A 23,838-nucleotide genomic window follows, 5' to 3' on the forward strand; every position below is an offset into this window, starting at 1 on the left:
GAAGAAAAATAGTAGCGAGCCGCGCTCGGGGCGCTCTCAGCCGCGGACCACTTGGCCGGTGGCGAGAACCCTGGCGGGGTCGTAACGGTCGGCCAGCGCGGCCAGTCGCTGCAACGTCTCCGGGTCATACACTCGCGCCGCGCGGGCCGGCTCATGTGAGGGCGCGAAGTTCGGCATCTGTCCGCCGGTAGTCCACGGCGCCACGGCCGCTGTCACCGCCCGGGCGTGCTCGACGACCATGTCGGCGGTGTCGGGCATCGGCGCGCCGATCACCGCCAAGGCGTAGGCCGCATCACGGCGGCAGAAGGCGCTGGGGTACTGCGGCTCTCGGGTCAGCGCTCCCCCGAGCAGCCGCAGCTCGACGATCACCTGCGGCGACCCTGACTCCGGCCCCGCGACCACCAGCAGCGCATCGATCGCCGCCGCCGGCAGCTCGGACAGCAACGCCTGATCCTCGTAAATCGGCATCGGATCCACGGGGTCGGCGTGCACGGCGCCGATCGCCGCATAGGGCAGCAACCCCACGCTGTCGAGAATCGGAGTGGCGACCGCACGCATCGGCGCCAGCAGCCGCTCCGCATCACGCTCTCCGACGGCGGTGTAGCGCACCGCCACGGTCATCCGGCCGGCCAGCGGATCGGGCACTCCGGGCAGCGGCGGCAGCTGCTGCACCGCGATCGAGGTATTGACCGTCTCCGGCAGCGATGCGCTCCAGTCGCGCCACGCACGCAGCACCGCAGCGGCCTCGCTGCCGTCGAAATACAGTGCTCCACCATAGAATTCAGGCAGTGGAAGCAGATCGATCTGCACTGCGGTGACGATGCCCAGCGTGGACTTGCCCCCACGAAGACCCCAGAACAGGTCCGCGTTCTCCTCCGGGGTAGCCCGCAGCACGCGGCCCTCGCCGGTCACCACGTCGAACGCCCGCACGTGATCCGACGACAGCCCGAACGTCCGTACCATCGGGCCGATCCCACCACCGGTCAGGTACCCGACGACACCGACACCGGGTGCGGAACCGCACAGCGGCGCCAGTCCGTGCGGCGCTGCGGTATCGATGACGTCCTGCCACCGTGCGCCCGCGCCCACCCAGGCGGTGCGGTCGGTGGCATCCACCTCGCAGCGCGTCATCGCCGCCGTGAGCACCAGGATGGTGCCGGCGCCGACACCGACCGCACCGTGCCCGGTCGCCTGCACCGTCACCGTGAACCCGTGGGCCGCAGCAAACCTGATCGTCTCGGCGATGTGCTCAGCGGTGGTCGGCAGCACCACCGCAGCCGGTGTCACCGGAGCCGCCACGTTCCACGGCAGGCAGCGCTCGTAACCCGGCTCGCCGGGGAGGGCGACATCCGCGCCGAGCTGCTGGCGTAGGGAACGCAGCACCTCGTCGCCGGTCAAATCGGTTGGAATCGTCATCCGGGTCCCTTCCCCAAAGCTTCGCGTCGGAGAAAGCATCGCCGAACGGCACGAATCTGGTGCCGAAAAGTGGGCTACATCACGCGCCGAGAGTGCCGTCAGCGTCGCTGCGCGACCGTGACAACTACCGTCATGGCACTTTCGCGCAGCACACGCCGCAGCGGATTACTCCGCGGTCTGGTACTCGTTCATCGCGTCGTCGAGACGCTGCAGCGCCTCGCCGTACTCCGCGAAATCACCGTTGCGCTGCGCTTCGCGCACCGCGTCCAGAGCGGTGTTGACCTCCTGCAGGGCAGCACCTTTCGCACCGGAGAGCTGGGTGGGCCCGCTCGGCGGCACCGCTGCCTCCGGTCCGTCCGGCGGCTGTTGCGCCGGTGCCTGACCCTCGCGCGGTGGCGCCGCGGCCGGCTGCTGGTTGGTGTTCACCGGCGGCCGCTGCTGGGCTGCTTGCCCGTCGGCGGGTGTCGTTCCCGTCGGCGCAGGCCCGGTGGCGGTGGCGTCCGCGCCGGGGCCGAACAGGTCGGTCAGCGCGTCCCGCACGGTCGGGCCGTACCCGATCTGGTCGTTGTACATCATCGCCACACGGATCAGGCGTGGGTAGGTCGAGGCCGCGTCGGTGTTGCCCGGAGAGGCGTACACCGGGGCGACGTAGAGCAGACCGCCGTCTCCGACCGGCAGGGTGAGCAAGTTGCCCCACCGGATCCGGTTCTGGTTGTCACGGCCGATCACACCGAGGTCCTGAGATACCGCGGTGTCGGTGCTGATCGCGTTGAACGCCAGCTTCGGACCGTTGACCTGACCCGGGATGGTCAACACGGTGATCTGCCCGTAGGTGTCCGGGTCCGAGCTCGCGCTCATGAACGCCGCGAGGAAGTCGCGCCGGAACCGGTTCATCGCACTGGTCAGCTGGAACGAGCCCGCATTGCTGTCGGTGGCAAGGTCTTTGGCCACGATGTAGTACGGCGGCTGGAAGCTGCTGGCCGTCGGGTTCGGGTCCAGCGGAACGTCCCAGAAGTCCGACGTCGAGAAGAACGTGATCGGGTCGTCGACGTGGTACTTGGCCAGCAGCGCGCGCTGCACCTTGAACAGGTCCTCGGGATAGCGCAGATGCTCCTGCAGCTCCGGGGTGATGTCGGCCTTGGGCTTGACCGTGTCCGGGAAGACCTTCATCCACGCCTGCAGCACCGGGTCGGCCTCGTCTTGGGCGTAGAGCGTCACCGTGCCGTCGTAGGCGTCGACGGTGGCCTTGACCGAGTTGCGGATGTAGGACACCTGCTTGTCGGGCTGCAGCCGGTTCATCGCCACTTCTTGGGAGTCGACGGTGGCCGACGACAAGGTCGTGAGCTCCGAGTACGGGTAGTTGTCCAGCGTGGTGTAGCCGTCGACGATCCACACGATCCGCTCGTTGACGATCGCCGGGTACACGGCGGTGTCGGTGGTCAGCCACGGCGCGACGGCCTCCACCCGGTCGGCCGGGTCGCGGTTGAACAGGATCTTGCTGTTCTCGCCGATCACGTTGGAGAACAGGAAGTTCCGCTCGGCGTACTTGGCGGCGAAGACGCTGCGGGTGAGCCAGTTGCCGATGCCGACACCGCCCTGGCCGGTGTAGGTGTAGTTGCGGGTCTCGACGTTGTTCTCGTAGTCGTACTCGCGCGGGGCGCCGTTCTCGCCGACGATCGCGTAGTCGGCCGGCGTGTTGGCGATGACCGGGCCGTAGTAGATGCGCGGCTGGGCCAGCGGCGCCGGTCCGGGTGAGATCACCTCGCCGTTGGCGCCGACGACGCTGGACAGGAACTCCGGATATCCGCCGTTCTGGTTGGGGTCGTTGGCCACCCCGCGCACCGTGTTGGCGGGCGACGCGATGAAGCCGTTGCCGTGGGTGTACACCGAGTGCCGGTTGATCCAGTCGCGCTGGTTGTCGATCAGCCGGTCGGGGTTGAGTTCGCGTGCGGCGACCACATAGTCGCGCAGGTTGCCGTTCTGGTCCCGGTAGCGGTCCATGTTCAGCTGGTCCGGGAAGTAATAGAAGTTCTTGCCCTGCTGGAACTGCGTGAAGGCGGGGCTGACGATGTTCGGGTCGAGCACGCGGATGTTCGACGTGGTCGCACGGTCCGCGGCGATCTGCGTGGCGGTGGCGGCCGCGTTGCCCGGATAGTCGCGGTAGCTGACCACGTCGTCTTCCAGACCGTAGGCGTGTCTGGTGGCCGCGATGCTGCGGCTGATGTATTCGCTTTCCTTCTGCGCCGCGTTGGGCCGGACGCTGATCTGCTCGACCACCAGCGGCCAGCCGGCGCCGATCACCAGCGACGACAGCAGCAGCAGCACCACGCCGATCGCGGGGATGCGCAGATCACGCAGTACCAGCGCGGAGAACACCGCCGCCGCGCAGATGACCGCGATCGCGACCAGGATCAACTTGGCCGGCAGCACCGCGTTGATGTCGGTGTAGCCGGCGCCGGTGAACGGCTTGCCGCCGCGGGTGTTGCTGAGCAGCTGGTAGCGGTCCAGCCAGTAGGCGACGGCCTTGAGCAGGATGAACAGCCCCACCAGCGAGATCAGCTGGATGCGCGCGGCCCGGCTGAGCGCCCCCGTGCGACCGGACAGCCGGATGCCGCCGAACAGGTAATGGCCCAGCAGGTTGGCCACGAAGGCCAGGAACGTCGCGACGAACAGGTAGGTCAGGACCAGCCGCCAGAACGGCAGATCGAATGCATAGAAGCCCAGATCGATGCCGAACTGCGGGTCCTGGATGCCGAAGCTGCCGCCGTGGATGAACAGCTGGACGCGGTCCCAGTAGCTCTGCGCGACCAGCCCGGCGAGCAGACCGACGAACGCGGGCACCCCGATGCCGATGAGGCGCAGCTTGGTCATCACCGCGGTGCGGTAGCGCGCGACCGGGTCGTTGGGCCCCGCGGTCGGCACGAACACCGGCCGGGTGCGGTAGGCCAGTGCCAGCGCTGCGAACACCACACCGCCGATGAACAGTGCCACGACGAGGAAGATGAGCAAACGGGTGACCAGCTGGGTGGTGAACACTGACCGGTATCCCAGCTCGCCGAACCAGAGCCAGTCGACGTAGGTGTCGATGAAGCGCGGGCCGATCAGCAGCAGCAGCACGACCACCACCGCGAGCGCGATCAACACCCGGCTTCGTCGCGTCAGGTTCGGCATCTTCGCCGCGGGCCGCATACCCACTCGGTTACTCCAGTCTCACGATTGCCAGCAGATGTGTCAGTCGGCCGCGCACCTGAAGAGCGCAGGCTGTTTGAAGATCACTCTACGCATCGGCGCGGACACGCTGCCTCAGCAGCGGGGAGGTTCGCCACCGGCGGAAAGCACCCGCAGCGAGTCGACGGCCTGCTGGAGGGTGTCGACGGTGAGCAGTTCGATGCCGTCGACGTCGGCGGTCTTGGCCTCCGCACAGTTTTCGGCCGGCACCAGGAAGACCGTCGCGCCGGCGTCCTCGGCCGCGGCGATCTTGTGGGTGATGCCGCCGATCGAGCCCACCTTGCCGTCGCCGGTGATGGTGCCGCTGCCGGCGACGAACTTGCCGCCGTTGAGCTCGCCGGTGGTCAGCTTGTCCACCACCGCCAGGCTGAACATCAGACCCGCTGACGGTCCGCCGATGTTGGCCAGGTTGAAATCGATCGCATAGGGCGCCCAGGGCGCGTCGAGCACGCCGACCCCGAGGACTCCCTGCGGACGGTCCGGGCTGGAGCCCAGCGTGATCTCGGCGACGCCGGGCGCGGCGTTCTTGCGGCGGTAGTCGACGACGATCGTGTCGCCGGGTCGGGTGTCCTCGAGCAGCTCCTGGAATTCGTCGAGGGTTGCGACCGGTTGGTTGTTGACCCCGTCGATCGCGTCCCCGGGCTGCAGCTTGTCGTGCGAGGCGCCGTCCTCGTCGACGGTGTCGATCGTGACGGCCATCGGGTAATCCAGGTAGTGCAGAGCGGCGTATTCGGCGCGGTCCTCGGACTCCCGGAAATCCCGGGTGTTGGCCTCGTCGATCTCCTCCCGGCTCTTGTCGGGCGGATACACCAGTTCGCGCGGCAGCAGCTGGTCGCGGCCCGAGGCCCAGAAGATCAGCGCCTGCCCCAGCGTCAGGCCGTCGCGCTGAGAGACCGTGGTCATGTTGAGGTGGCCGCTGGTGGGGTGCACGTCGGCACCCTTGATCTCGACGACCGGCGTGCCGTCGATCTCGCCGAGCGTGTTGAACGTCGGCCCGGGCCCGAGCGCGACGTAGGGCACCGTCACCACGGTGAGCAGCACCCCGAAGATCATGATCGGCGCCAGCGCGACGAGCAGGGTCGAAATCCGCCTGTTCACGCCGCCCACAGTAGAGGTGGCCCGGCGGTTCACTCTCAGCGTGACCCGCAGGGGCGCGTGGCCGGTCGGCGGTGAGTACCGTTGAGGCATGGCTGACGTGCCCTTCGGGTTCTCCGCCGGGGACGACCCCGAGCGGGACAAACGCAAGAACGACCCCGGCGCCGGAGGCGATCCGTTCTCCGGCTTCCCGGGTGGCGGTGAGTTCGACATGTCGCAGCTGGGCCAGATCTTCAGCAAACTCGGCGAGATGTTCAGCGGTGCCGGCACCGCGATGGCCGGCGGCAAGAGCACCGGGCCGGTGAACTACGACCTGGCGCGGCAGCTGGCGGCCAGCTCGATCGGTTTCGTCGCGCCGGTGCCGGAGGCCACCACGACCGCGTTGGCCGACGCGGTGCGCCTGGCCGAGACGTGGCTCGACGGCGCCACCGCACTGCCGGCGGGCAGCACCCGCACCGTGGCGTGGACGCCGACCGATTGGATCGACAACACCCTGGAGACCTGGAAGCGGCTGTGCGATCCGGTCGCCGAGCAGATCTCCACGGTGTGGGCTTCAGCGCTGCCCGAGGAGGCCAAGGCGATGGCCGGTCCGCTGCTGGCGATGATGTCGCAGATGGGCGGCATGGCGTTCGGCTCGCAGCTCGGGCAGGCGCTGGGCAAGTTGTCGCGAGAAGTGCTGACCTCCACCGACATCGGGCTGCCGCTGGGTCCCCGCGGGGTGGCGGCGCTGATGCCCGAGGCCATCGAGGCGTTCGCCGACGGTCTCGAGCAACCGCGCAGCGAGATCGTGACGTTCCTGGCCGCCCGCGAGGCCGCCCACCACCGGCTGTTCAGCCACGTGCCGTGGCTATCGGCGCAGCTGCTCACCACCGTGGAGGCGTTCGCCAAGGGCACCAAGATCGACATGAGCGGCATCGAGGAGTTCGCGCAGGGGTTCGACCCGTCCGCGCTGACCGATCCGTCGCAGCTCGAGCAGCTGCTCAACCAGGGCATCTTCGAGCCCAAGACCACCCCGGAGCAGACCGCGGCACTGGAACGCCTCGAGACGCTGCTCGCCCTGATCGAGGGCTGGGTGCAGACCGTGGTCGCCGACGCGCTCGGGGACCGGATTCCCGGGACGTCGGCGTTGAGCGAGACGCTACGGCGGCGCCGGGCCACCGGCGGGCCGGCCGAACAGACCTTCGCCACCCTGGTCGGGCTGGAGTTGCGGCCGCGCAAGATGCGCGAGGCCGCGCAGCTGTGGGACAAGCTGACCCAGGCCGTCGGCTCGGACGCCCGCGACGCCGTCTGGCAGCATCCTGACCTGCTGCCCAGTGCCTCGGACCTCGACGAGCCCGCGGCGTTCATCGACCGCGTGATCGGCGGGGACACCAGCGACCTCGACAGCGCGATCGAACAGGCCCTCGAGGAGGCGCGCGACAACGAACGCGGCGAGGACGGGCCAGCCTCTCCCCAGTAGGTCCGCGCCCTGTGGATAACTGGGTCGGCCGTCGTCGCCGCGTGCCACTGTCGTCACATGACGCGGTACGCACTCGACCCGGCGACGCCGGTGCTGTCCCGACCCGACGGCTGCGTGCAGGTGGGGTGGGACCCACGCCGGGCCGTCGTGGTGCGGCCACCCGACGGTCTTTCCCCCACCGTGCTGGCCGAGCTGCTGCGCACGCTGCAGCACGCCGCCACGGTGGCAGATCTGCAGGCCCGCGCCGCTGCACACGGCGTGGCCGCGGACACGGTGTCCGGACTGCTCACCGATCTGCTGTCCACCGGGGTGGCCACCCCGGCCGCGTCGCCCCGCGCCCGGTCCACCTCGATCCGGGTGCACGGCGACGGGCCGCTGTCGGATCTGCTCAGTACCGCGCTGTCCTGCAACAACATCCGGCTCAGCCGCAGTAGCCGGACGCACGCGCTGAGCACCGCCATCGACCTCGCCGTGCTCACCGACTATCTGGTGGCCGATCCCCGCGTGGTGCGCGACCTGCACGACTGCGGCGTCCCGCATCTGCCGGTGCGGGTGCGCGACGGCACCGGGCTGATCGGGCCGCTGGTCATCCCGGGAGTGACCAGCTGCCTGCGGTGTGCCGACATGCACCGCAGCGACCGCGACTCGGCCTGGCCGGCGGTCGCGTCGCAGCTGTGCCGGACCGTCGGCACCGCCGATCGGGCGACGGTGCTGGCCACCGCGGGTCTGGCGCTCGGTGAGATCGACCGGGTGGTGCGGGCGCTGGCCTACGACGGCACGGGTCCGGCGCCGCTGCCGTCGACGCTGGACACCACCGTCGAGTTCGACGTGCGCACCGGCGCGGTGACGACCCGCAAGTGGTCCCGGCACCCCGAGTGCTCATGTTGACATCGGGTGTTGCCAACTGGTTGGTCGAAGTTCAGCGGGTTCGTGGATGATGGACTGGTGAGTGAGATCAAGCGGGGTCGCGCAGCGCGCAACGCGAAGTTGGCGTCGCTGCCCGTCGGGATGGCCGGGCGCGCGGCGCTCGGCTTCGGAAAGCGCCTGACCGGCAAGTCGAAAGACGAGGTCAACGCTGAGTTGATGGACAGGGCCGCCCAGCAGATGTTCACCGTGCTCGGCGAGCTCAAAGGCGGGGCGATGAAGGTCGGCCAGGCCCTGTCGGTGATGGAAGCGGCGATCCCCGAGCAGTACGGCAAGCCCTACCGCGAGGCGCTGACCAAGCTGCAGCGGGAGGCGCCTCCGTTGCCCGCCGCCAAGGTGCACCGGGTGCTCGACCAGCAGCTCGGCACCAAGTGGCGGGAGCGGTTCCAGTCCTTCGACGACAAATCGGTGGCCTCGGCCAGTATCGGGCAGGTCCACAAGGCCGTCTGGTCGGATGGTCGCCAGGTGGCGGTGAAGATCCAGTACCCCGGCGCCGATGAGGCGCTGCGCGCCGATCTGAAGACGATGCAGCGTCTGGTCGGCGTGCTCAAGCAGCTCTCCCCCGGCGCCGACGTCCAGGGCGTGGTCGACGAACTGATCGAACGCACCGAGATGGAACTGGACTATCGGCTGGAAGCCGACAACCAGCGCGCATTCGCCAAGGCCTACGACGGCGATTCGAAGTTCGTGGTCCCCCACGTGGTCGCGAGCGCACCGAAGGTGGTCATCCAGGAGTGGATCGAGGGCATCCCGCTCTCGCAGATCATCCGCGAGGGCACCCAGGAACAGCGGGATCTGATGGCCACCCGGCTTTTCGAGTTCTGCAACGACGCGCCGACCCGCCTGGAGATGGTGCACGGCGACGCCCATCCGGGCAACTTCATGCTGTTGCCTGACGACAAGATGGGCGTGATCGATTTCGGCGCGGTGGCCCCGATGCCCGGCGGGTGGCCGATCGAGCTGGGTCTGACGCTGCGCTACGCGGTGGACAAGAATTACGACAAGCTGTTGCCGACCATGGAGAAGGCCGGATTCATCCAGAGGGGTCAGCAGGTCTCCACCCGCGAGATCGACGACATGCTCAAGCAGTACGTCGACCCGCTGCAGGTTCCGGTGTTCCATTACAGCCGCAAGTGGCTACAACGGCTGACCACGCTCGAACTCGACAAGGCAGCCGGCCAGATCAAAGCCGCACGGCAGATGGACATTCCGCCGAAGCTGGCCATCCCGATGCGGGTGATCGCGTCGATCGTCGCGATCTCCTGCCAGCTCGATGCCCACGTGCCCACCCGGCGCATCGCCGAGGAATCCGTTCCGGGATTCGCCGACCCCGACGCCGTCTAGTGTCGGGGCCGGCGAATCTCACGCGGCGACAGGGTCTTTCGCGTCCTTACGGGGACGCCCCCGAGGCCGCTTGCGGGCGATGACGGCACCCCGGTCGAGGATTTCGCCGCCCCAGACGCCCCAGGGCTCCTGCCGCTGCAGTGCCGCGTTCAGGCATTCGCGCTGCAGCGGGCATCCGGCGCAGAGCTCCTTGGCACGTTCGAGGTCGCGCGGATCTTCGGCGAACCACAGATCGGGGTCCTCGACGTGACACGGCAACGCCAGCTTCGTTTCATCGCATGTCGTCTCGCATGTCCCTGCAGACATGTCCGGTCCTCTGCTTTCTCCGTCGTCGGTGGTCGGGTTGCTGGGTTGTCAGTGACTGGGAGATCCGGGCCGATGGGCGGAAAAACAAAACGGCCACGGATCCGTGATTGCGGGTCCGTGGCCTTGAGGCGTTGAGCGGGTCTACCTAGCGGAATCCCCTCACGGACGCGGCAATCGCGCGGGCGGCGCGACGCTTGCGCGGCGCGGCGGCAGCGGCGGTGGCAATGGCGGGGTGCGCCCCGGCGACAGCGAAGACGGCAGTGCCGCGCATGACCGAAGCAGTTACGCCAATGACTGCGTGATTGCTCTTCATGATCGCGGCACCCTCCTTTCGCACGTGTTCCTCGAGGCTAGACGGTATCAGTTCTTGCCCACAACACATTTTTGACCAGTGCTTTTGGCACGATCTTGATGATTATTGGCGGCTCTTGACCAGTGCGAGCACGTCGGCGCCGAACTGTTCGAGCTTGCGGGCACCGATGCCGGGGATGGCGACCAGCGCCGCGTCGTCGGCCGGCAGCGATTCCGCGATGGCGATCAGTGTGTTGTCGGTGAACACCACATACGCCGGAACCTTCATCTCCTTGCACCGCTGCGACCGCCACTCTTTGAGGTCGGAGAGCAGCTGTTCATCGATGTCGGACGGGCAGCTTTCGCAGCGGCGCAGCATGATCGCCGCCGACGACGTCAACGCCGCGTTGCAGACGCGGCAGCGCGGCGCCGGTCCGCGCGCTTTGCGCGGCCGGCTGGGACCGTCCTCGCGCTGCGACTGCGGTGCGATGCCGTTGAGAAAGCGCGACGGACGGCGACCCTGGCGCCCCCCGGGGTTGCGGGCCAGCGCCCAGCTGAGCGTCAAATGCACTCGCGCCCTGGTGATTCCGACATAGAACAGCCGGCGCTCCTCCTCGACGGGTTCGCTGTCGGCGCCGTGGCTGAGCGCGTGCGAGATGGGCAGCGTGCCGTCGGCGAGGCCGACCAGGAACACCGCGTCCCATTCCAGGCCCTTGGCCGCGTGCAGCGAGGCCAGCGTGACGCCCTGCACCACCGGAGGGTGCCGGGAGTCCGCGCGCTGCCGTAGCTCGCCGAGCAGGGTGCGCAGGTCCAGTTGAGGTCGCTGCGCGACCTCGTCGTCGACCAGCTCGGCCAGCGCGACCAGCGCCTCCCACCGGTCGCGCGCCCGCGTGCCCAGCGGCGCCTCGGCGGTCAGTCCGAGCGGCTCCAGCGTGGCGCGCACCAGTTCGGACAGTTCGGCTCCGGCCGGTGGCTGCGCGTCGGGCGGCACCCGCTCGGCGGTGCGCTGCAGGGCCAGCAGCGCCTGCCGCACCTCCTGGCGGGTGAAGAACCCTTCGCCGCCGCGGACCTGGAACGGGATGCCGGCCTCGGTCAGCGCCTCCTCGTAGACCTCCGACTGGGCGTTGATCCGGTAGAGCACGGCGATCTCGGCTGCCGGGGTGCCCGACTCGATCAGCTTCTTGATGCCGGCCGCCGCCGCGGCGGCCTCGGCGACCTCGTCGGGATACTCCTTGAACTGCGGTGCGGGGCCGGGCGGGCGCTGACCGACCAGGTGCAGTCTGCTGCCGGCCATCCGGCCGCGGGCGGCGGCGATGACCCGGTTGGCCAGCGACACCACCTGCGGGGTGGAGCGGTAGTCGCGTTCGAGCCGGATGACCGCGGCGTCCGGGAAGCGCCGGGAGAAGTCCAGCAGATAGCGTGGCGAGGCGCCGGTGAACGAGTAGATGGTCTGGTTGGCGTCGCCGACGACGGTCAAATCGTCCCGATCGCCGAGCCACGCATCGAGGACCCGCTGCTGCAGCGGGGTCACGTCTTGGTACTCGTCGACGACGAAACACCGGTACCGGTCGCGGAACTCCTGGGCGACGGCGGCGTCGTTCTCGATGGCGGCGGCGGTATGCAGCAGCAGGTCATCGAAATCCAGAAGCGCCATGCCGTCGCGGCGCGCCTTCAACGACTCGTAGCCGACGTAGGCCTGGCCGATCTTCTCGGCGTCGAACGGGATGTCGCGGCCCGCCTCCGCCACCGCGGCCGGGTAGGTCTCGGGGCTGATCAGTGAGGCTTTGGCCCATTCGATCTCACCGGCGAGGTCACGCACGTTCTCCGTGCCGGTGGGCAGGCCGGTGCGGTTGGCCGCCTGGGCGACGATCGCGAACTTGGAATCGAGGAGCTGCCAGTCGGTGCTACCGACCACCCGCGGCCAGAAGTAGGACAGCTGTCGGCGGGCCGCGGCGTGGAACGTCATCGCCTGCACCGACGCGGTCGACGCTTCGGCGTCGTCGCCGCCGAGGCCGCGCAGCCGGGCGCGCATCTCCCCCGCGGCGCGCTGGGTGAACGTGACCGCCAGCACCTGCCCGGGTGCGACGTGTCCAGCGGTGACCAGGTGGGCGATGCGACGGGTGATGGTGCGGGTCTTGCCGGTGCCGGCACCGGCGAGCACACACACCGGCCCGCGCGGGGCCAGCACGGCGTCGCGCTGCTCCTCGTCGAGGTCACCGAGCAGCTTGTCGTGCGCTGTCGGGGCCATGGCGACCATCATGGCAGCGCCCGCTGACAGACGCGGACCTCGGGACGGGCATGTCGGGTGCGTCGACTACGTTGAAGTGCTTATGAGCGCTGAGAACGCCACCGTGACGATGTACACGACGACATGGTGCGGCTACTGCGTGCGCCTGAAGATGGCGCTGAAGTCCGCGGGGATCTCGTGGACCGAGGTCGACATCGAGGCCGACCCCGACGCCGCGGACTTCGTCGGGTCGGTCAACAACGGAAACCACGTGGTGCCGACGCTGAAGTTCGCCGACGGGTCGACGTTGACCAACCCGAGCATCAAGCAGGTCAAGGCCAAGCTCGCCGTGTAGTCAGGCGTCGGGGTCGCCGCGGCGGATGCGGGTGACCCCGGCGACCACCGACAGCACCGCGAGCATCAGGAACAGCGCGGCCATCACGAGGTAGACGAGGCCGCCGTGGTTGATGAAGCCGACGAGGCGCAGCACGCCCAGCACGGCCATCAGAACGCCGCCGACCAACAGCCATCGGGCTTGCCGGACGGTGGCGGGGATCATCGACTCCACGGTCAGTCCTGCGCTGCCCAGGACTCGATGATCTCGCGGGCGATGGAGATCGACCCCGGCAGCAGCAGGCGGGCGTCGGATGCGGAGCTCCAGTCGCCCCGGCCGAGCGCCTCGCGGATCTCCTCTCGGGTGAACCAGGCCGCCTCGGCGATCTCCCCGTCGTTGAACGAGAACTCCTGCTCGGGGTCCCCGAGGGCGTGGAACCCCACCATCAGCGAGCGGGGGAACGGCCACGGCTGACTGCCCAGGTATTCGACGTCGGTGACGGCCAGGCCGATCTCCTCGGCGATCTCGCGGACCACACACGACTCGAAGGACTCGCCGGCCTCGACGAAGCCGGCCAGGATGGAGAACAACCGCTGGGGCCACACGGTCTGGCGGGCCAGCACCGCGCGGTCATGACCGTCGTGCACCAGGCAGATCACCGCCGGGTCGATGCGCGGGAACTCCTCGCGCCCGGTGAGCGGGTCGAGCCGCGACCAGCCGGCCTTGATCGGTGTGGTCGCGGCCCCGTCGACGGGTGAGAACCGGGCGCTGTCATGCCAATTGAGCAGCGCGGTGGCGGTGGCCACCAGCTGGGCGCTGACGTCGTCGAACACGTCGCCGGTGCGCCGCAGGTCGAGCACCTCGACCGGCGTGTCCAGGTCGTCGGGCGGTTCGAGTTCGGCACGCACAGCCCAGACGTGGCGACCGTCGTGGAGCCGGCCGAGGAACACCGCGTGCTCCGGCGGCCGGGCGCCGATCGAGGCGGCGCTGTTGAGCACGGCCCGGCCCGCCGAGATCAGTACCTGGTTGCGCCGGTCCACGCGCAGCAGCAGCGCGTCGGGCCAGCCCGCCACGGCTGCGTCGATGTCGGTGCGCAACGCGTCGGCGCGGTCGGCACCGACCCGCGACAGCAACGGCACCTGCCGCAGCCGGAATGAACTCATCGCTCCTCGTTGCTCTTCCCGCAAGCGCTCATCGCTCCTCGTTGCTGCGGATGTAGAGCAGCCGGTCACCCAGTTCGAGTGCGTCTACCTCGGCATCGTCGACGCGGATCAGCTTGTTGCCGCGCACGACACCGAGCACGATGTCGGTTTGGTGACGCGGAGAGCTGCCGACTTCTTTCGTCGTCACCTCGCGCTCGGCGATTGCGAAGCCGGCGTCAGGGGTCAGCAGGTCCTCCATCATCGCCACGACGCTCGGGGTCTGCACCGCGATGCCGAGCAGACGGCCCGCGGTTTCGGAGGTCACCACCGTCGAATCCGCACCGGATTGCTTGAGCAGGTGTTCGTTGTCGGATTCCCGCACCGCGGCGATGATCTTCGCATTCGGCGCGAGTTCGCGTGCGGTGAGCGTGACCAGCACGGCGGTGTCGTCCCGGTTGGCGGCGACGATGATCGTCTTGGCGTGCTGGGCGCCGGCCAGCCGCAGGACCTCGGAGTCGGTCGCGGTACCGCGCACCGTGACCAAGCCGGCGCTCTTGGCACGCTCGAGAGCAGCGGTGTCTTCGTCGACGACGACGATGTCGCCCGGGGCGATCTCGTCACCGACCATCGCCGCGACAGCGGTGCGTCCCTTCGTTCCGTATCCGATGACGACGGTGTGGTTGCGCACCTTGTTCCTCCACTGCTGGATCTTGAACGCCTGTCGCGACTCGGTCGTGAGGGTTTCGACCGTGGTTCCGATCAGCACGATCAGGAACGCCACGCGCAGCGGGGTGATCACCAGGACGTTGACCAGACGCGCTCCCGCGGTGACCGGGGTGATGTCGCCGTAGCCGGTGGTGGACAGCGACACCGTGGCGTAGTAGAAGCAATCGAGAAGGCTGAGACCGTCGCCCTGATTGTCACGGTAGCCGTCTCGGTCGATGTAGACGATCAGCACGACCGCGCACAGCACCGCCAGCGCGATGACGATCCGCTTCGTGATGCGCAGCCACGGGCTGGGGATGTCCTGAGGGATCTGGACGCGGTCCACCAGCGAGTGCACGGGCCGGTCGGCCAGCGGCTGGTTGATACGACTGAGCCGTCGCCGCAGCCTGCCCTTAGCCACGGGGGTCCGTCACGGGATGAGGCTGCCGCACCAGCACAATGTAATCATGACCTCTTCCCCGGCGGCAGCACAGCAGGCCACGACACGCGCATACCGGACGGCGGCGATGCTGCTGGGCATCGGGGCGCTGCACTTCATCGCACCGAAGCCGTTCGACGGCATCGTCCCGGCCGAACTGCCCGGCAGCGCCCGCACCTACACCTACGCCTCCGGCGTCGCCGAGATCGCCATCGGCGGCATGCTGCTGGCGCCGCGCACCCGCCGGGCCGGGGCGCTGGCCGCCGTGGCGCTCTACGTCTCGGTGTTCCCGGCCAACGTCAACATGGTCCGGCTGTGGAAGAACAAGCCGCTGCCGATGCGGCTGGCGGCGCTGGCCCGGCTGCCGCTGCAGATCCCGATGATCACCCAGGCCCTGAAGATCTATCGGCAGTCCTGACGACGCTCAGGCCGCCAGGTCGCCGCGTGCGATCAGGGTGGCCAGCTCCTCGGGGCCGGGCAGGTGCTCGGGTGTCACGGTCTGGCCGTGGCGTACGTAGTGGAACGCCGCGCGCACCGATGACGGGGGGCAGCCCTGCAGTCGCGCCCAGGCCAGTCGGTAGATCGCCAACTGGATGGCATTGTGCTGCAACTCTTCCGGCGTGGCCGGCGGCTCGCCGGTCTTCCAGTCCAGCACGGTGACACCGCCGTCATCGTCGGCGAACACGGCGTCGATGCGGCCGCGCACCACCCGGTCGCCGAGCATCATGTCGAACGGCACCTCCACGTCGATCGGGGTGCGCGCAGCCCACGGCGAGACGGCGAACGCTGCCTGCAGTTCCTCGAGTTCGCCGTCGTCCTGCCGGTCGGCGTCCACCGCGCCGGGCAGGTCGTCGAGGTCGAACAACTTGTCCGACTGGAAGTACCGCTGCACCCATTCGTGGAAGGCGGTGCCCAGCAATGCGTGGGCGTCGGGCCGGCGGGGCAGTCTGCGCTGCAGGCGCGCCACCGCGGCTTCGGGATCACGCCCCAGGTCCACCACCGTGCTCACCGACAGCGCCGCGGGCAGCGGCACCGGCGGCCGCTGCTGGGCGCGGCGGCGTTCGGCCAACAGCGCGTCGACGTCGGCGGACCACCCGTGGTCGTCGACCGTCTCGGCCGGCGGTAGGTCGCCCGACATCGCCTGCGCGACCAGGTGGGCGCCGCGGTCGGTGTCCGCGCGTCGGGTCGCGAGGGGATCGACCGGCCACATCGCCTCCACCGCGCGTTCCCGCAGCGGGTTGGTGTCACCGTCGGCGGGCGCGTCGGCCCATCGGTCGACCGTGCCGCACGGGCTACCCGCCGCGGCCGACGCGTCGATGATGTCCTTGAGCTCGCACAGGAACGTCGACGGGCCACGAGGCTTGGACTCGGTGGCTCCCCAGTGGTGCCCGGAGACCAGCAGGGTCTGCTCGGCCCTGGTGATCGCCACGTACAGCAGGCGCCGCTCCTCGTCGGTGCGCCGCTGCTCGAGGCTGCGCTTGTGGTCGGAGATCTTGTCCGACAATCCTTTCCGATCGCTGACATCGGAGGTGTCGAGTACCGGCACGCCGTGCTCGGACACCGCCGCGCAGTCGCCGCGCAGCAGCGGGGGCAGGTCGGACGCATCGGTCAGCCAGGTGCGCGGCAGCGCAGTCGACGGGAACACCCGGCCGCTGAGGTGGGGCACCGCGACGATCTGCCACTCCAGTCCTTTCGCGGCGTGCACGGTCAGGATCTGGACGCGGTCCTCGGCCACGCTGATCTCGGCGGGGGCCAGCCCGTTCTCGACCTCTTCGGCGGTGTCGAGATACGCCAGCATCCCGGTCACGGTCGCACCCGGTCGCGACGCATAGTCGGCCACCACGTCGCTGAACGCGTCGAGGTGCTCAGTCCCCGACCAGCCGGCGGTGACCGGGCGTGCCGCGCGCGCCTCGGCGTCCACGCCCAGCACGCGGCGCACTTCGGCGACCAGTTCGGGCAGCGGGCTGTCCAGATGGGCGCGCAGCGCGGTCAGCTCCCGGGCGACAGCGACGATGCGCGCATAGCCCGCCGCCGAATACGCTTCCGCGGGCCCGGGATCACTCAACGCGTCGGCCAGACACGCTTCGTCGACGTCCGGGCCGGACTGCGCGACCACCTGCTCGGCGACGCTGCCAGCCGTCGGGACCGGGTCACCGGCGTGCAGGGTCACCGCGCGGCGCCACAACGCGGCGATGTCGCGGGCCCCGAGGCGCCACCGCGGCCCGGTCAGCACGCGCAGCGCCGCCGGTCCGGCCGTCGGGTCGGCCGCCAACCGCAGCATCGCGACCACGTCGGCCACCTCGGGCACCGCCAACAGTCCCGCCACCCCGACGACCTCGACGGCCACACCGCGCCGACTCAGTGCGTCGGCCATCGGCGCGGCGTCGGCGTTGCGGCGCACCAGAACTGCCGCAGTGGGCGCCGAACCGGCAGCTGCCACCCCGGCGTGGTAGCGCCGGGCCACCTCGTCGGCCACCCATTCGCGTTCGGCCTCGACGTCGGTGAACAGCGCGCAGTGCACATCACCGGGTTCGGCGCCGGGCCGGGACCGCAACGCGCGCACCGCCACCGACCGCCGGCGCGCGTCGGTGGAGACCTCGTTGGCCAGGTGCAGAACCTCCGGGGGGTTGCGCCAGCTCGTGCGCAGTTCCAGCGCCGGTGCCGGGCTGCCGTCCGAGCGCGGGAAGTCGGTGGTGAACCTCGGCAGGTTGGTCGCCGACGCGCCGCGCCACCCGTAGATCGACTGGATCGGGTCACCGACGGCGGTCAACGCCAGACCGTCGTCGGCGCCGCCGCCGAACAGCGCGGACAACGCGACGCGCTGCGCGTGCCCGGTGTCCTGGTATTCGTCGAGCAGCACCACCCGGAAGCGTTGCCGCAGCTGCTCCCCCACCTGCGGGCACTGCGCCGCCAACCGCGCCGCCGAGGCCATCTGCATGCCGAAGTCGACGACACGCTCCTCGCGCATCCGCCGGTGCAGCGCATCGATCAACGGCACCAACAAGGTTCGTTCGGTCTGCGTGGCCAGCATCCGCAGCAGCCACTGGCTGGGCCCGCGGTCACGCTGCCAACGGCCGGCCGGCAACGTGTGCACCAGCCGTTCCAACTCCACGTGCGTGTCCCGCAGCTGGTCGGTGTCGACCAGGTGTTCGGAGAGTTGACCGGCCAGCTTGAGCACCATCGCGGTGACCGCCGCCGGGGACTTCTCGGTGGGCAGTTCCTCGGGGTACTCGCAGACCACCCGGAAGGCCAGCTGCCACAATTCGGTTTCGCTGAGCAGACGGACGTCGGGCTCGACGGGTTGGGGGCAGCTCGCGCTCGGGGGACTCAACAGCCCGAACTCGCGCAGCAGCGTGCCCGCGAACGCGTGGTAGGTGCTGATGGTGACCGGGTCCTCGGTGATGTCGGCGCCGGGGATCATCAGGCCCGCACCGGCCAGCCGGGCCAGCCGGGCCCGGACCCGCCGCAGCAGCTGCCCGGCAGCCTTGCGCGTGAACGTCAGCCCGAGCACCTCGCTGGGTCGGGCGAAGCCGTTGGCGACCAGCCACACCACCCGCGCCGCCATCGTCTCGGTCTTGCCGGCTCCGGCGCCGGCGATCACCACCAGCGGCCCGGGCGGGGCCGAGATCACGGCGGCCTGCTCCTCGGTCGGCGCGAAAAGCCCGAGTGCGTCGGCCAATTCGGCGGGACTGTAGCGCACGTCGGTCACTGCTGGCTCCTGTTCTGGGCGGGGCACATCGAGCGCACCGGGCAGTGTGCGCAGCCGTCGTTGACCTTGGCGAGGAACGCCGGGCCCTGCGTGGTCGCGGCGGTGCGGACCACCTCGGCGCGCCACTGCGCGACGGCCTCGGGAGTCAGCGCGGCCTGGTCACGTTCGGTGGCACCGCCGCGGCTGGTCTTGCCCAGATAGACCAGGCGTCCGCCGCCGGGCTGGTCGCCGTCGGCGAGCAGACCCGCGGCGACAGCCAGCTGATACATCGCGAGCTGGGCGTGGTTCTGTGCGTCGTCCTTGGTGAAGGGGCTCTTACCGGTCTTGACGTCGACGACGACGAGCCGGCCGGCGTTGTCCCGTTCCACCCGGTCGAGCCGCCCGCGCACGCGGACCCCCGGCAGATCCCCGGTCGGGTCCTCGATCTGCCCGTCGACGTCGATCTCGGTGCCGACCTCGGTCAGTTCGCCCCGGGTCTGCGCGCGCCAGCGCAGGAAGGTCTGCAACATCTCCGCGTGCCGGGCCAGCTCGTTGTCGGCGTGCCACTGCGCATCGAACGGCAGTTCGCCCCAGACCTTCTCGAGCTCGGCGAGCAGAGCCGGCTCGCTGCGACCCGACTCGCTGACCAGCGCGTGCACCAGCGAGCCCAGCGTCGAGCGGACGTCGCGGCCCCGCGCCCCGCCGTGTCGTTCCAACAGCCAGCGCAGCGGGCAGTCCGAGAGCGTCTGCAGCGTCGACGGCGACAGCGTGACCACGTGCCCGTCGCCGACCCACAACGGATCGGTTGTGGACAACTGCTGCATGCCATACCACGAGGCCGGGTCGGCGCCGGCGACTCCGGCCTCGGCGAGTCGGCCCAATTGCGCTGCCGCGCAGGCTCGCTGGACCTCATCGACGACGCCGGGCGGCGCGCACACCACTGCCCGCAGGCGCCCCACCAGCGCCGACGGCGCCAGCACCCGGGGCGCGCGGACGGGCTCGGCCGGCTCGGCCACCGACTCGGTGGCCACCGCGGCGAGCTCATGGCAGAACGGCGAGGGCAGCAGCGCTTCGTCGTCGTCGCTGTCGACGGCGGTGACCAGCAGCCGGCTGCGCGCCCGGCCCATCGCGGCGATCAGCAGCCGGCGCTCCTCCGCCACCAGCGGTGCACGGCTGGGCAACTCCCGTTGTCCGGGTTCGGTGACGCCGTCGATGACGTCGACGAGCCGGCCGGTGGCCAGTACACCGCCACGCGGGGCGGTGTTCGGCCACAGGCCCTCCTGCACGCCGGCGAGCACGACGAACTCCCAGTCCCGGTGCAGCGCCGAGTGCGCGCTGAGCACCGACACCGCATCGGCCGCGGTGTCGTCGCGGCGCACCGGCGGCAGGGCCAGGCCCGACACATGGTCGACCAGACCCCGCAGCGAGGCGCCCGCAGTGCGGGTCACGTACTGGTCGGCGACGTCGAACAGCGCCGTCACCGCGTCGAGATCGCGGTCTGCCTGCGCACCGCCCGGCCCGCCGCGCTCGGCGGCCGCCAGCCATCGGCGCTGCAGACCCGAGCGATGCCACGCCTGCCACAGCGTGTGCCGGGGATCGTGGCCCTCGTCGACGCTGCGCCGGGCTGCGGCCAGCACCGCGCGGACACGTCGCAGAGGCCGGGCCTGCTCGTCGGACAGTCCGTCGATGTCGTGCCGCAACGCCTCGACAAGCAGCCTCTCCCCGTCGACGCGCTGCCCGGCGGCACGGCGCAGGGCGCGCCGCAGTTGGCGCAGCGACACAGGGTCCACGCGGCCGATCGGTCCGGTCACCAGCGCGAGCGCCGTCGCCGCGTCCAGCCCCTCGGCGGTGGCCGCCAGCACGGTCAGCAACGCCCGCGCCGCCGGCTGATCGGCCAGCGCGGCCTCGTTGTGCGCCACGTCGACCGGCACCCCGGCGGCCGTCAGCGCCCGGCCCAGCGCCGCCCCCATCTGGGGCACCGAACGCACGATCACCGCCATCTGGCTCCACGGCACCTCGTCGACCAGGTGTGCGCGCCGCAACGCGTCGGCGATCAGCGCAGATTCGGCGTGGGCGGACGCCGCGATGCGCACCGACAGCGACCCGTCGGCTGCGGTGCCGGTGAACTCTTGCCGGGATTCACCGCCGGGCAGGCGGGCCGCGACGGCGGTGATGGCCTCGGCCACCGGTGCCGCGCACCGGTGCGACGCCGTCAGCCGCAGTGTGGGACCGTCCCCGCTGAGCAATGCCGGGCTGGCGCCGCGGTAGCCGAACACGGTCTGCTGCGGGTCACCGGCGATCACCGTCAGTTCCGCGCCTGCGGAAAGCACGCTGACCAGCCGCGCTGCCTGCGGATCGAGGTGCTGGGCGTCGTCGACCAGCAGCACCCGGACACGGGCACGTTCGGCGGCCAGCAGGTCGGCATCGGTGGCCAGGGCCTCCAGCGCGGCGCCGACCAGCTCGGCGGCACCCAGCGCCGGGGTGGTCGCCTGCGGGGCGGCCATCCCGACCGCCGAGCGCAGCAGCATGATCTGCTCGTAGGCCTGCGCGAAGCGGCCGGCGGCCTGCCATTCGTCGCGACCGGCGAGTCGGCCGATACGTTGCAGCTCAACGGGATCGACCCCGCGCTCACCGCAGCGCGCCATCAGATCGCGCAACTCGGTGGCGAACCCGGCGGTCGTCAGCGCCGGCCGCAGGCGCACCGGCCACCGCACCGGGCCCGCGTCGCCGTCCTCGGCGTCGCCGGCGAGCAGTTCCCGGATGATTCCGTCCTGTTCGGCGCTGGTGATCAGCCGCGGCGGCGGGCTGCCGGTGCGCTGCGCGGACAGTCGCAGCACCGCGAACGCGTACGAGTGCACCGTGCGCACCAGCGGTTCCCGCACCGCACGGCGGCCTCCGGCGGTGAGCAGACGCGACGTGATCGCGGCGCGGGCCTGCGCGCTCAGGCGTGCCGAACCTGTCAGCAGCAGCACGGATTCAGGTTCGCAGCCGTCCTGGATGTGGGCGACCGCCGTATCGACCAGCAGGGTGCTCTTGCCGGTGCCGGGGCCGCCCACCACCCGGACGGGGCCACGCATGTGCCCTCGGCTCAGGGCCTCCGGGGTCAGTTCGGTGTGCGGCGCAGACATGAGGGCATGACACCACGAGGGTCTGACATCGCGCCGTCGAGTGGACCGGGCTCTGTGCGGGCTGGCAGCATCGACGGTCGTGACCGACGTTCTGCACACCTACCGCTACGGGCCCGCCGGGCCGGCCCGCGTCCTGGCCATCCACGGGCTGACCGGCCACGGCAAGCGCTGGGAGACGCTGTTCGAGCGGCACCTGCCCGACATCAGCGCGCTCGCACCGGATCTGCTCGGCCACGGCCACTCGTCGTGGGATCCGCCCTGGACCATCGACGCCAACGTCGCGGCCCTGGCGGCGTTGCTCGACGACGGGCCTCCCGCGGTGATCGTGGGTCATTCGTTCGGCGGCGCGCTGGCGCTCAACCTGGCCGCCGCGCGCCCGGATGCGGTCGCCGCGCTGGTGCTGCTCGACCCGGCGGTGGGCCTCGACGGCGCCCGCATGCGTGAGATCGCCGACCAGATGTACGCCTCGCCGGACTACACCGACCGCGCCGAGGCCCGCCAGGAGAAGGTCGACGGCTCGTGGGCCGAGGTCGCCGACAGCGAGCTGGAACGTGAACTCGACGAGCATCTCGTCGACCTGCCCAACGGACGCACCGGGTGGCGGATCAGCGTCCCGGCGATGCTGTGTTACTGGAGTGAGCTGACCCGGCCCGTCCCGATCCCGCGGGACGGCACTCCGACCACGCTGGTCCGCGCCGCCCGTGTCGATCCGCCGTATGCCTCCGACGAGCTGATCGCCGGCCTCGATGCCGGGCTCGGCGCGAATCTGACCGTGCTGGAATGGGATTGCGATCACATGGTGCCGCTGGCCCGCCCCGGGGAGACCGCGGAGCTGATCCGCCGACACCTGGCCTGACGTGCCGGCGATCACCGACGAGCAGGTTGAGACGGTGCGGGCGCTGGTCGCGGCGATCCCCGCGGGCAGCGTGGCGACCTACGGCGACATCGCCGCTGCGGCAGGGCTTTCCAGTGCCCGTATCGTCGGCTGGATCATGCGCACCGATTCGTCGGACCTGCCCTGGCACCGCGTGATCCGAGCATCGGGCGAGCCCGCACCGCATCTGCGCAGCGAGCAACTTGCACGACTGCGCACCGAGGGGGTGCCGGCCGTCGACGGCCGGGTGCCGCTGCGGCAGTATCGCCACGCGTTCTGAACGCCGCGGAAGTGAAGCCAGGGCTGCGATTGGGCCGTTATCACAGCCAGGAATGCTATTCCGCGCAGGATCAGGCGGCCAGGCGCACCAGGGCGGCCGTGCGGGCCAGACCGGGGAACGCCGCCGAGGTCGACCGCGGGTGCAGCGCGTGCACGGCAAGCCGGAACATCAACGCGCGCAACAACATCTGCGGCCACTCCGGCAGCGTGTTCCACCGTTCGATGAGGCCGTCGTCGGCTTCGCCCCAGGACAGCGCATCGACGACGATCACGCCGGCGGCCCACGCCGGGGGCCGCCAGTACGGCGTGATGTCGGTGATGCCGGGCGCGGCGGTGCCGGCGAAGAGCACCGTGCCGTACAGGTCGCCGTGCACGAGCTGGCTCGGGCTCTTGGTGGGTCGGCGCAGCGCGGCGAGCTGGTTGATCAGCTCGATCGACTTCTGCCCGTCCGTCGTCGAGGGCGCCACCCGCGCGCCCGGCGGCAGCGAGTGCAGCGGCCGGTCCTCCCAGGCGGCCCGGTCGGCGGCGGTGAACACGTCGACGTCCGACCACGGCGCCACCGGCGGCTGGGTCAGAAACCGGGGACGTTCGAGCTTGGCGGTGGCCTCGTGCAACCGGACCGCGGCCGAGACCACCTCGTCGTGGCGGGGTTCGGGCGTGCCGGCCACGTAGGTGTCGGCGCGCCAGCCGGCGACGACATAGCGTCCGTCGGTCGAGCGCACCGGCCGCGCCAGCCGCACCCCGTCGACGAACAGGGTCTCGCGCACCTTGGCCGACCACGCCGCGCGGGCGTGGTCGGGCACCAGCGACAACACGACCTCACCGCAGCGCCAGCCACCCTCCCAGCTGGCGCCGAGCGGCACCGGCTGCACCCCGGACAGCCCGAAAGCCGTGAGTACGTGCTCTGGTGGTCGCTCTGCGGTCACCGCATCAGCGTAATTGCAACCGGCGGCCACCCC

The 23,838-nt window shown here is 70.4% G+C and carries 18 protein-coding genes; 7 read left to right on the top strand and 11 right to left on the bottom strand.

The genetic code is table 11. From position 1 onward, the window contains the following. Positions 1 to 36: 36 nt before the first annotated feature. The 3 genes from G6N31_RS13440 to G6N31_RS13450 all read right to left on the bottom strand — a co-directional run bounded on the left by G6N31_RS13440 (position 37) and on the right by G6N31_RS13450 (position 5,742). Positions 37 to 1,416: an FAD-binding oxidoreductase gene (locus G6N31_RS13440; protein ID WP_098004090.1), complete on the bottom strand. Its 1,380-nt coding sequence runs from the start codon at positions 1,414 to 1,416 to the stop codon at positions 37 to 39. A gap of 165 nt (positions 1,417 to 1,581) precedes the next feature. Beyond that, on the bottom strand, positions 1,582 to 4,611 hold the full coding sequence (locus tag G6N31_RS13445) for a UPF0182 family protein (protein ID WP_098004089.1): 3,030 nt from the start codon (positions 4,609 to 4,611) through the stop codon (positions 1,582 to 1,584). Positions 4,612 to 4,719: 108 nt separating this feature from the next. Next, entirely contained in the window at positions 4,720 to 5,742 is a 1,023-nt protein-coding gene (locus G6N31_RS13450) for a YlbL family protein (protein ID WP_098004088.1), read from the bottom strand. 88 nt (positions 5,743 to 5,830) lie between these two features. Between G6N31_RS13450 and G6N31_RS13455 the strand changes: the two genes are divergently transcribed. Genes G6N31_RS13455 through G6N31_RS13465 form a run of 3 tightly spaced genes read left to right on the top strand, consistent with a single transcriptional unit; the run spans position 5,831 to position 9,466 of the window. Further along, on the top strand, positions 5,831 to 7,198 hold the full coding sequence (locus G6N31_RS13455; RefSeq protein WP_098004087.1) for a zinc-dependent metalloprotease: 1,368 nt from the start codon (positions 5,831 to 5,833) through the stop codon (positions 7,196 to 7,198). A gap of 57 nt (positions 7,199 to 7,255) precedes the next feature. Continuing rightward, positions 7,256 to 8,086, top strand: a complete 831-nt coding sequence (locus tag G6N31_RS13460) for a bacteriocin biosynthesis cyclodehydratase domain-containing protein (RefSeq protein ID WP_098004086.1) — start codon at positions 7,256 to 7,258, stop codon at positions 8,084 to 8,086. Positions 8,087 to 8,128: 42 nt separating this feature from the next. After that, positions 8,129 to 9,466, top strand: coding sequence for a macrolide-binding ATPase MABP-1 (locus G6N31_RS13465; protein WP_098004085.1), 1,338 nt, complete (start codon positions 8,129 to 8,131; stop codon positions 9,464 to 9,466). 18 nt (positions 9,467 to 9,484) lie between these two features. Here the strand turns inward: G6N31_RS13465 and G6N31_RS13470 are convergent, their stop codons facing one another. Then, a complete protein-coding gene (locus tag G6N31_RS13470) occupies positions 9,485 to 9,772 on the bottom strand; it encodes a WhiB family transcriptional regulator (protein WP_098004084.1) in 288 nt (95 codons plus the stop codon). Positions 9,773 to 10,187: 415 nt separating this feature from the next. Continuing rightward, positions 10,188 to 12,323, bottom strand: a complete 2,136-nt coding sequence (locus G6N31_RS13475) for an ATP-dependent DNA helicase UvrD2 (protein WP_098004082.1) — start codon at positions 12,321 to 12,323, stop codon at positions 10,188 to 10,190. 70 nt (positions 12,324 to 12,393) lie between these two features. Between G6N31_RS13475 and G6N31_RS13480 the strand changes: the two genes are divergently transcribed. After that, entirely contained in the window at positions 12,394 to 12,645 is a 252-nt protein-coding gene (locus G6N31_RS13480) for a mycoredoxin (protein ID WP_098004081.1), read from the top strand. Here G6N31_RS13480 and G6N31_RS13485 read toward each other — a convergent pair whose 3' ends face one another. From G6N31_RS13485 to G6N31_RS13495, 3 genes are read right to left on the bottom strand one after another with little or no spacing between them, the layout of a single operon-like run. Then, positions 12,646 to 12,858, bottom strand: a complete 213-nt coding sequence (locus tag G6N31_RS13485) for a hypothetical protein (RefSeq protein WP_098004080.1) — start codon at positions 12,856 to 12,858, stop codon at positions 12,646 to 12,648. A 2-nt stretch (positions 12,859 to 12,860) separates the two neighbouring features. Next, positions 12,861 to 13,787 (bottom strand): NAD(+) diphosphatase, encoded by a 927-nt coding sequence (gene nudC, locus G6N31_RS13490; RefSeq protein ID WP_098004079.1) that lies wholly within the window; start codon positions 13,785 to 13,787, stop codon positions 12,861 to 12,863. Between the two features lie 28 nt (positions 13,788 to 13,815). Then, positions 13,816 to 14,892: a potassium channel family protein gene (locus G6N31_RS13495; RefSeq protein ID WP_098004078.1), complete on the bottom strand. Its 1,077-nt coding sequence runs from the start codon at positions 14,890 to 14,892 to the stop codon at positions 13,816 to 13,818. A 46-nt stretch (positions 14,893 to 14,938) separates the two neighbouring features. Between G6N31_RS13495 and G6N31_RS13500 the strand changes: the two genes are divergently transcribed. Next, positions 14,939 to 15,328: a DoxX family protein gene (locus tag G6N31_RS13500; RefSeq protein ID WP_098004077.1), complete on the top strand. Its 390-nt coding sequence runs from the start codon at positions 14,939 to 14,941 to the stop codon at positions 15,326 to 15,328. A gap of 6 nt (positions 15,329 to 15,334) precedes the next feature. On the opposite strand, the gene G6N31_RS13505 is transcribed toward G6N31_RS13500, so the two are convergent. After that, positions 15,335 to 18,619: an ATP-dependent helicase gene (locus tag G6N31_RS13505; RefSeq protein ID WP_098004076.1), complete on the bottom strand. Its 3,285-nt coding sequence runs from the start codon at positions 18,617 to 18,619 to the stop codon at positions 15,335 to 15,337. Further along, a complete protein-coding gene (locus G6N31_RS13510; RefSeq protein WP_098004075.1) occupies positions 18,616 to 21,726 on the bottom strand; it encodes an ATP-dependent helicase in 3,111 nt (1,036 codons plus the stop codon). Before G6N31_RS13510 ends, G6N31_RS13505 begins: the two co-directional genes overlap by 4 nt. Before the next feature lie 79 nt (positions 21,727 to 21,805). Between G6N31_RS13510 and G6N31_RS13515 the strand changes: the two genes are divergently transcribed. Further along, entirely contained in the window at positions 21,806 to 22,582 is a 777-nt protein-coding gene (locus G6N31_RS13515; protein ID WP_098004133.1) for an alpha/beta fold hydrolase, read from the top strand. Between the two features lies 1 nt (position 22,583). Further along, positions 22,584 to 22,880 carry an MGMT family protein gene (locus G6N31_RS13520; RefSeq protein WP_098004074.1) on the top strand — a complete coding sequence of 99 codons (297 nt, stop codon included), beginning with the start codon at positions 22,584 to 22,586 and terminating at the stop codon, positions 22,878 to 22,880. Positions 22,881 to 22,950: 70 nt separating this feature from the next. Here the strand turns inward: G6N31_RS13520 and G6N31_RS13525 are convergent, their stop codons facing one another. Then, on the bottom strand, positions 22,951 to 23,805 hold the full coding sequence (locus G6N31_RS13525; protein WP_098004132.1) for a TIGR02569 family protein: 855 nt from the start codon (positions 23,803 to 23,805) through the stop codon (positions 22,951 to 22,953). Positions 23,806 to 23,838 lie beyond the last annotated feature (33 nt).

The organism is Mycolicibacterium duvalii (assembly GCF_010726645.1).
Classification (GTDB): Bacteria; Actinomycetota; Actinomycetes; order Mycobacteriales; family Mycobacteriaceae; genus Mycobacterium; species Mycobacterium duvalii.

Coding starts and splice junctions, on each gene's coding strand:
- G6N31_RS13475 (WP_098004082.1), bottom strand. CDS start 12,323: ATGATGGTCGCCATGGCCCCGACAGCGCACGACAAGCTGCTCGGTGAC.
- G6N31_RS13440 (WP_098004090.1), bottom strand. CDS start 1,416: ATGACGATTCCAACCGATTTGACCGGCGACGAGGTGCTGCGTTCCCTA.
- G6N31_RS13510 (WP_098004075.1), bottom strand. CDS start 21,726: ATGTCTGCGCCGCACACCGAACTGACCCCGGAGGCCCTGAGCCGAGGG.
- G6N31_RS13500 (WP_098004077.1), top strand. CDS start 14,939: ATGACCTCTTCCCCGGCGGCAGCACAGCAGGCCACGACACGCGCATAC.
- G6N31_RS13480 (WP_098004081.1), top strand. CDS start 12,394: ATGAGCGCTGAGAACGCCACCGTGACGATGTACACGACGACATGGTGC.
- G6N31_RS13460 (WP_098004086.1), top strand. CDS start 7,256: ATGACGCGGTACGCACTCGACCCGGCGACGCCGGTGCTGTCCCGACCC.
- nudC (WP_098004079.1), bottom strand. CDS start 13,787: ATGAGTTCATTCCGGCTGCGGCAGGTGCCGTTGCTGTCGCGGGTCGGT.
- G6N31_RS13455 (WP_098004087.1), top strand. CDS start 5,831: ATGGCTGACGTGCCCTTCGGGTTCTCCGCCGGGGACGACCCCGAGCGG.
- G6N31_RS13470 (WP_098004084.1), bottom strand. CDS start 9,772: ATGTCTGCAGGGACATGCGAGACGACATGCGATGAAACGAAGCTGGCG.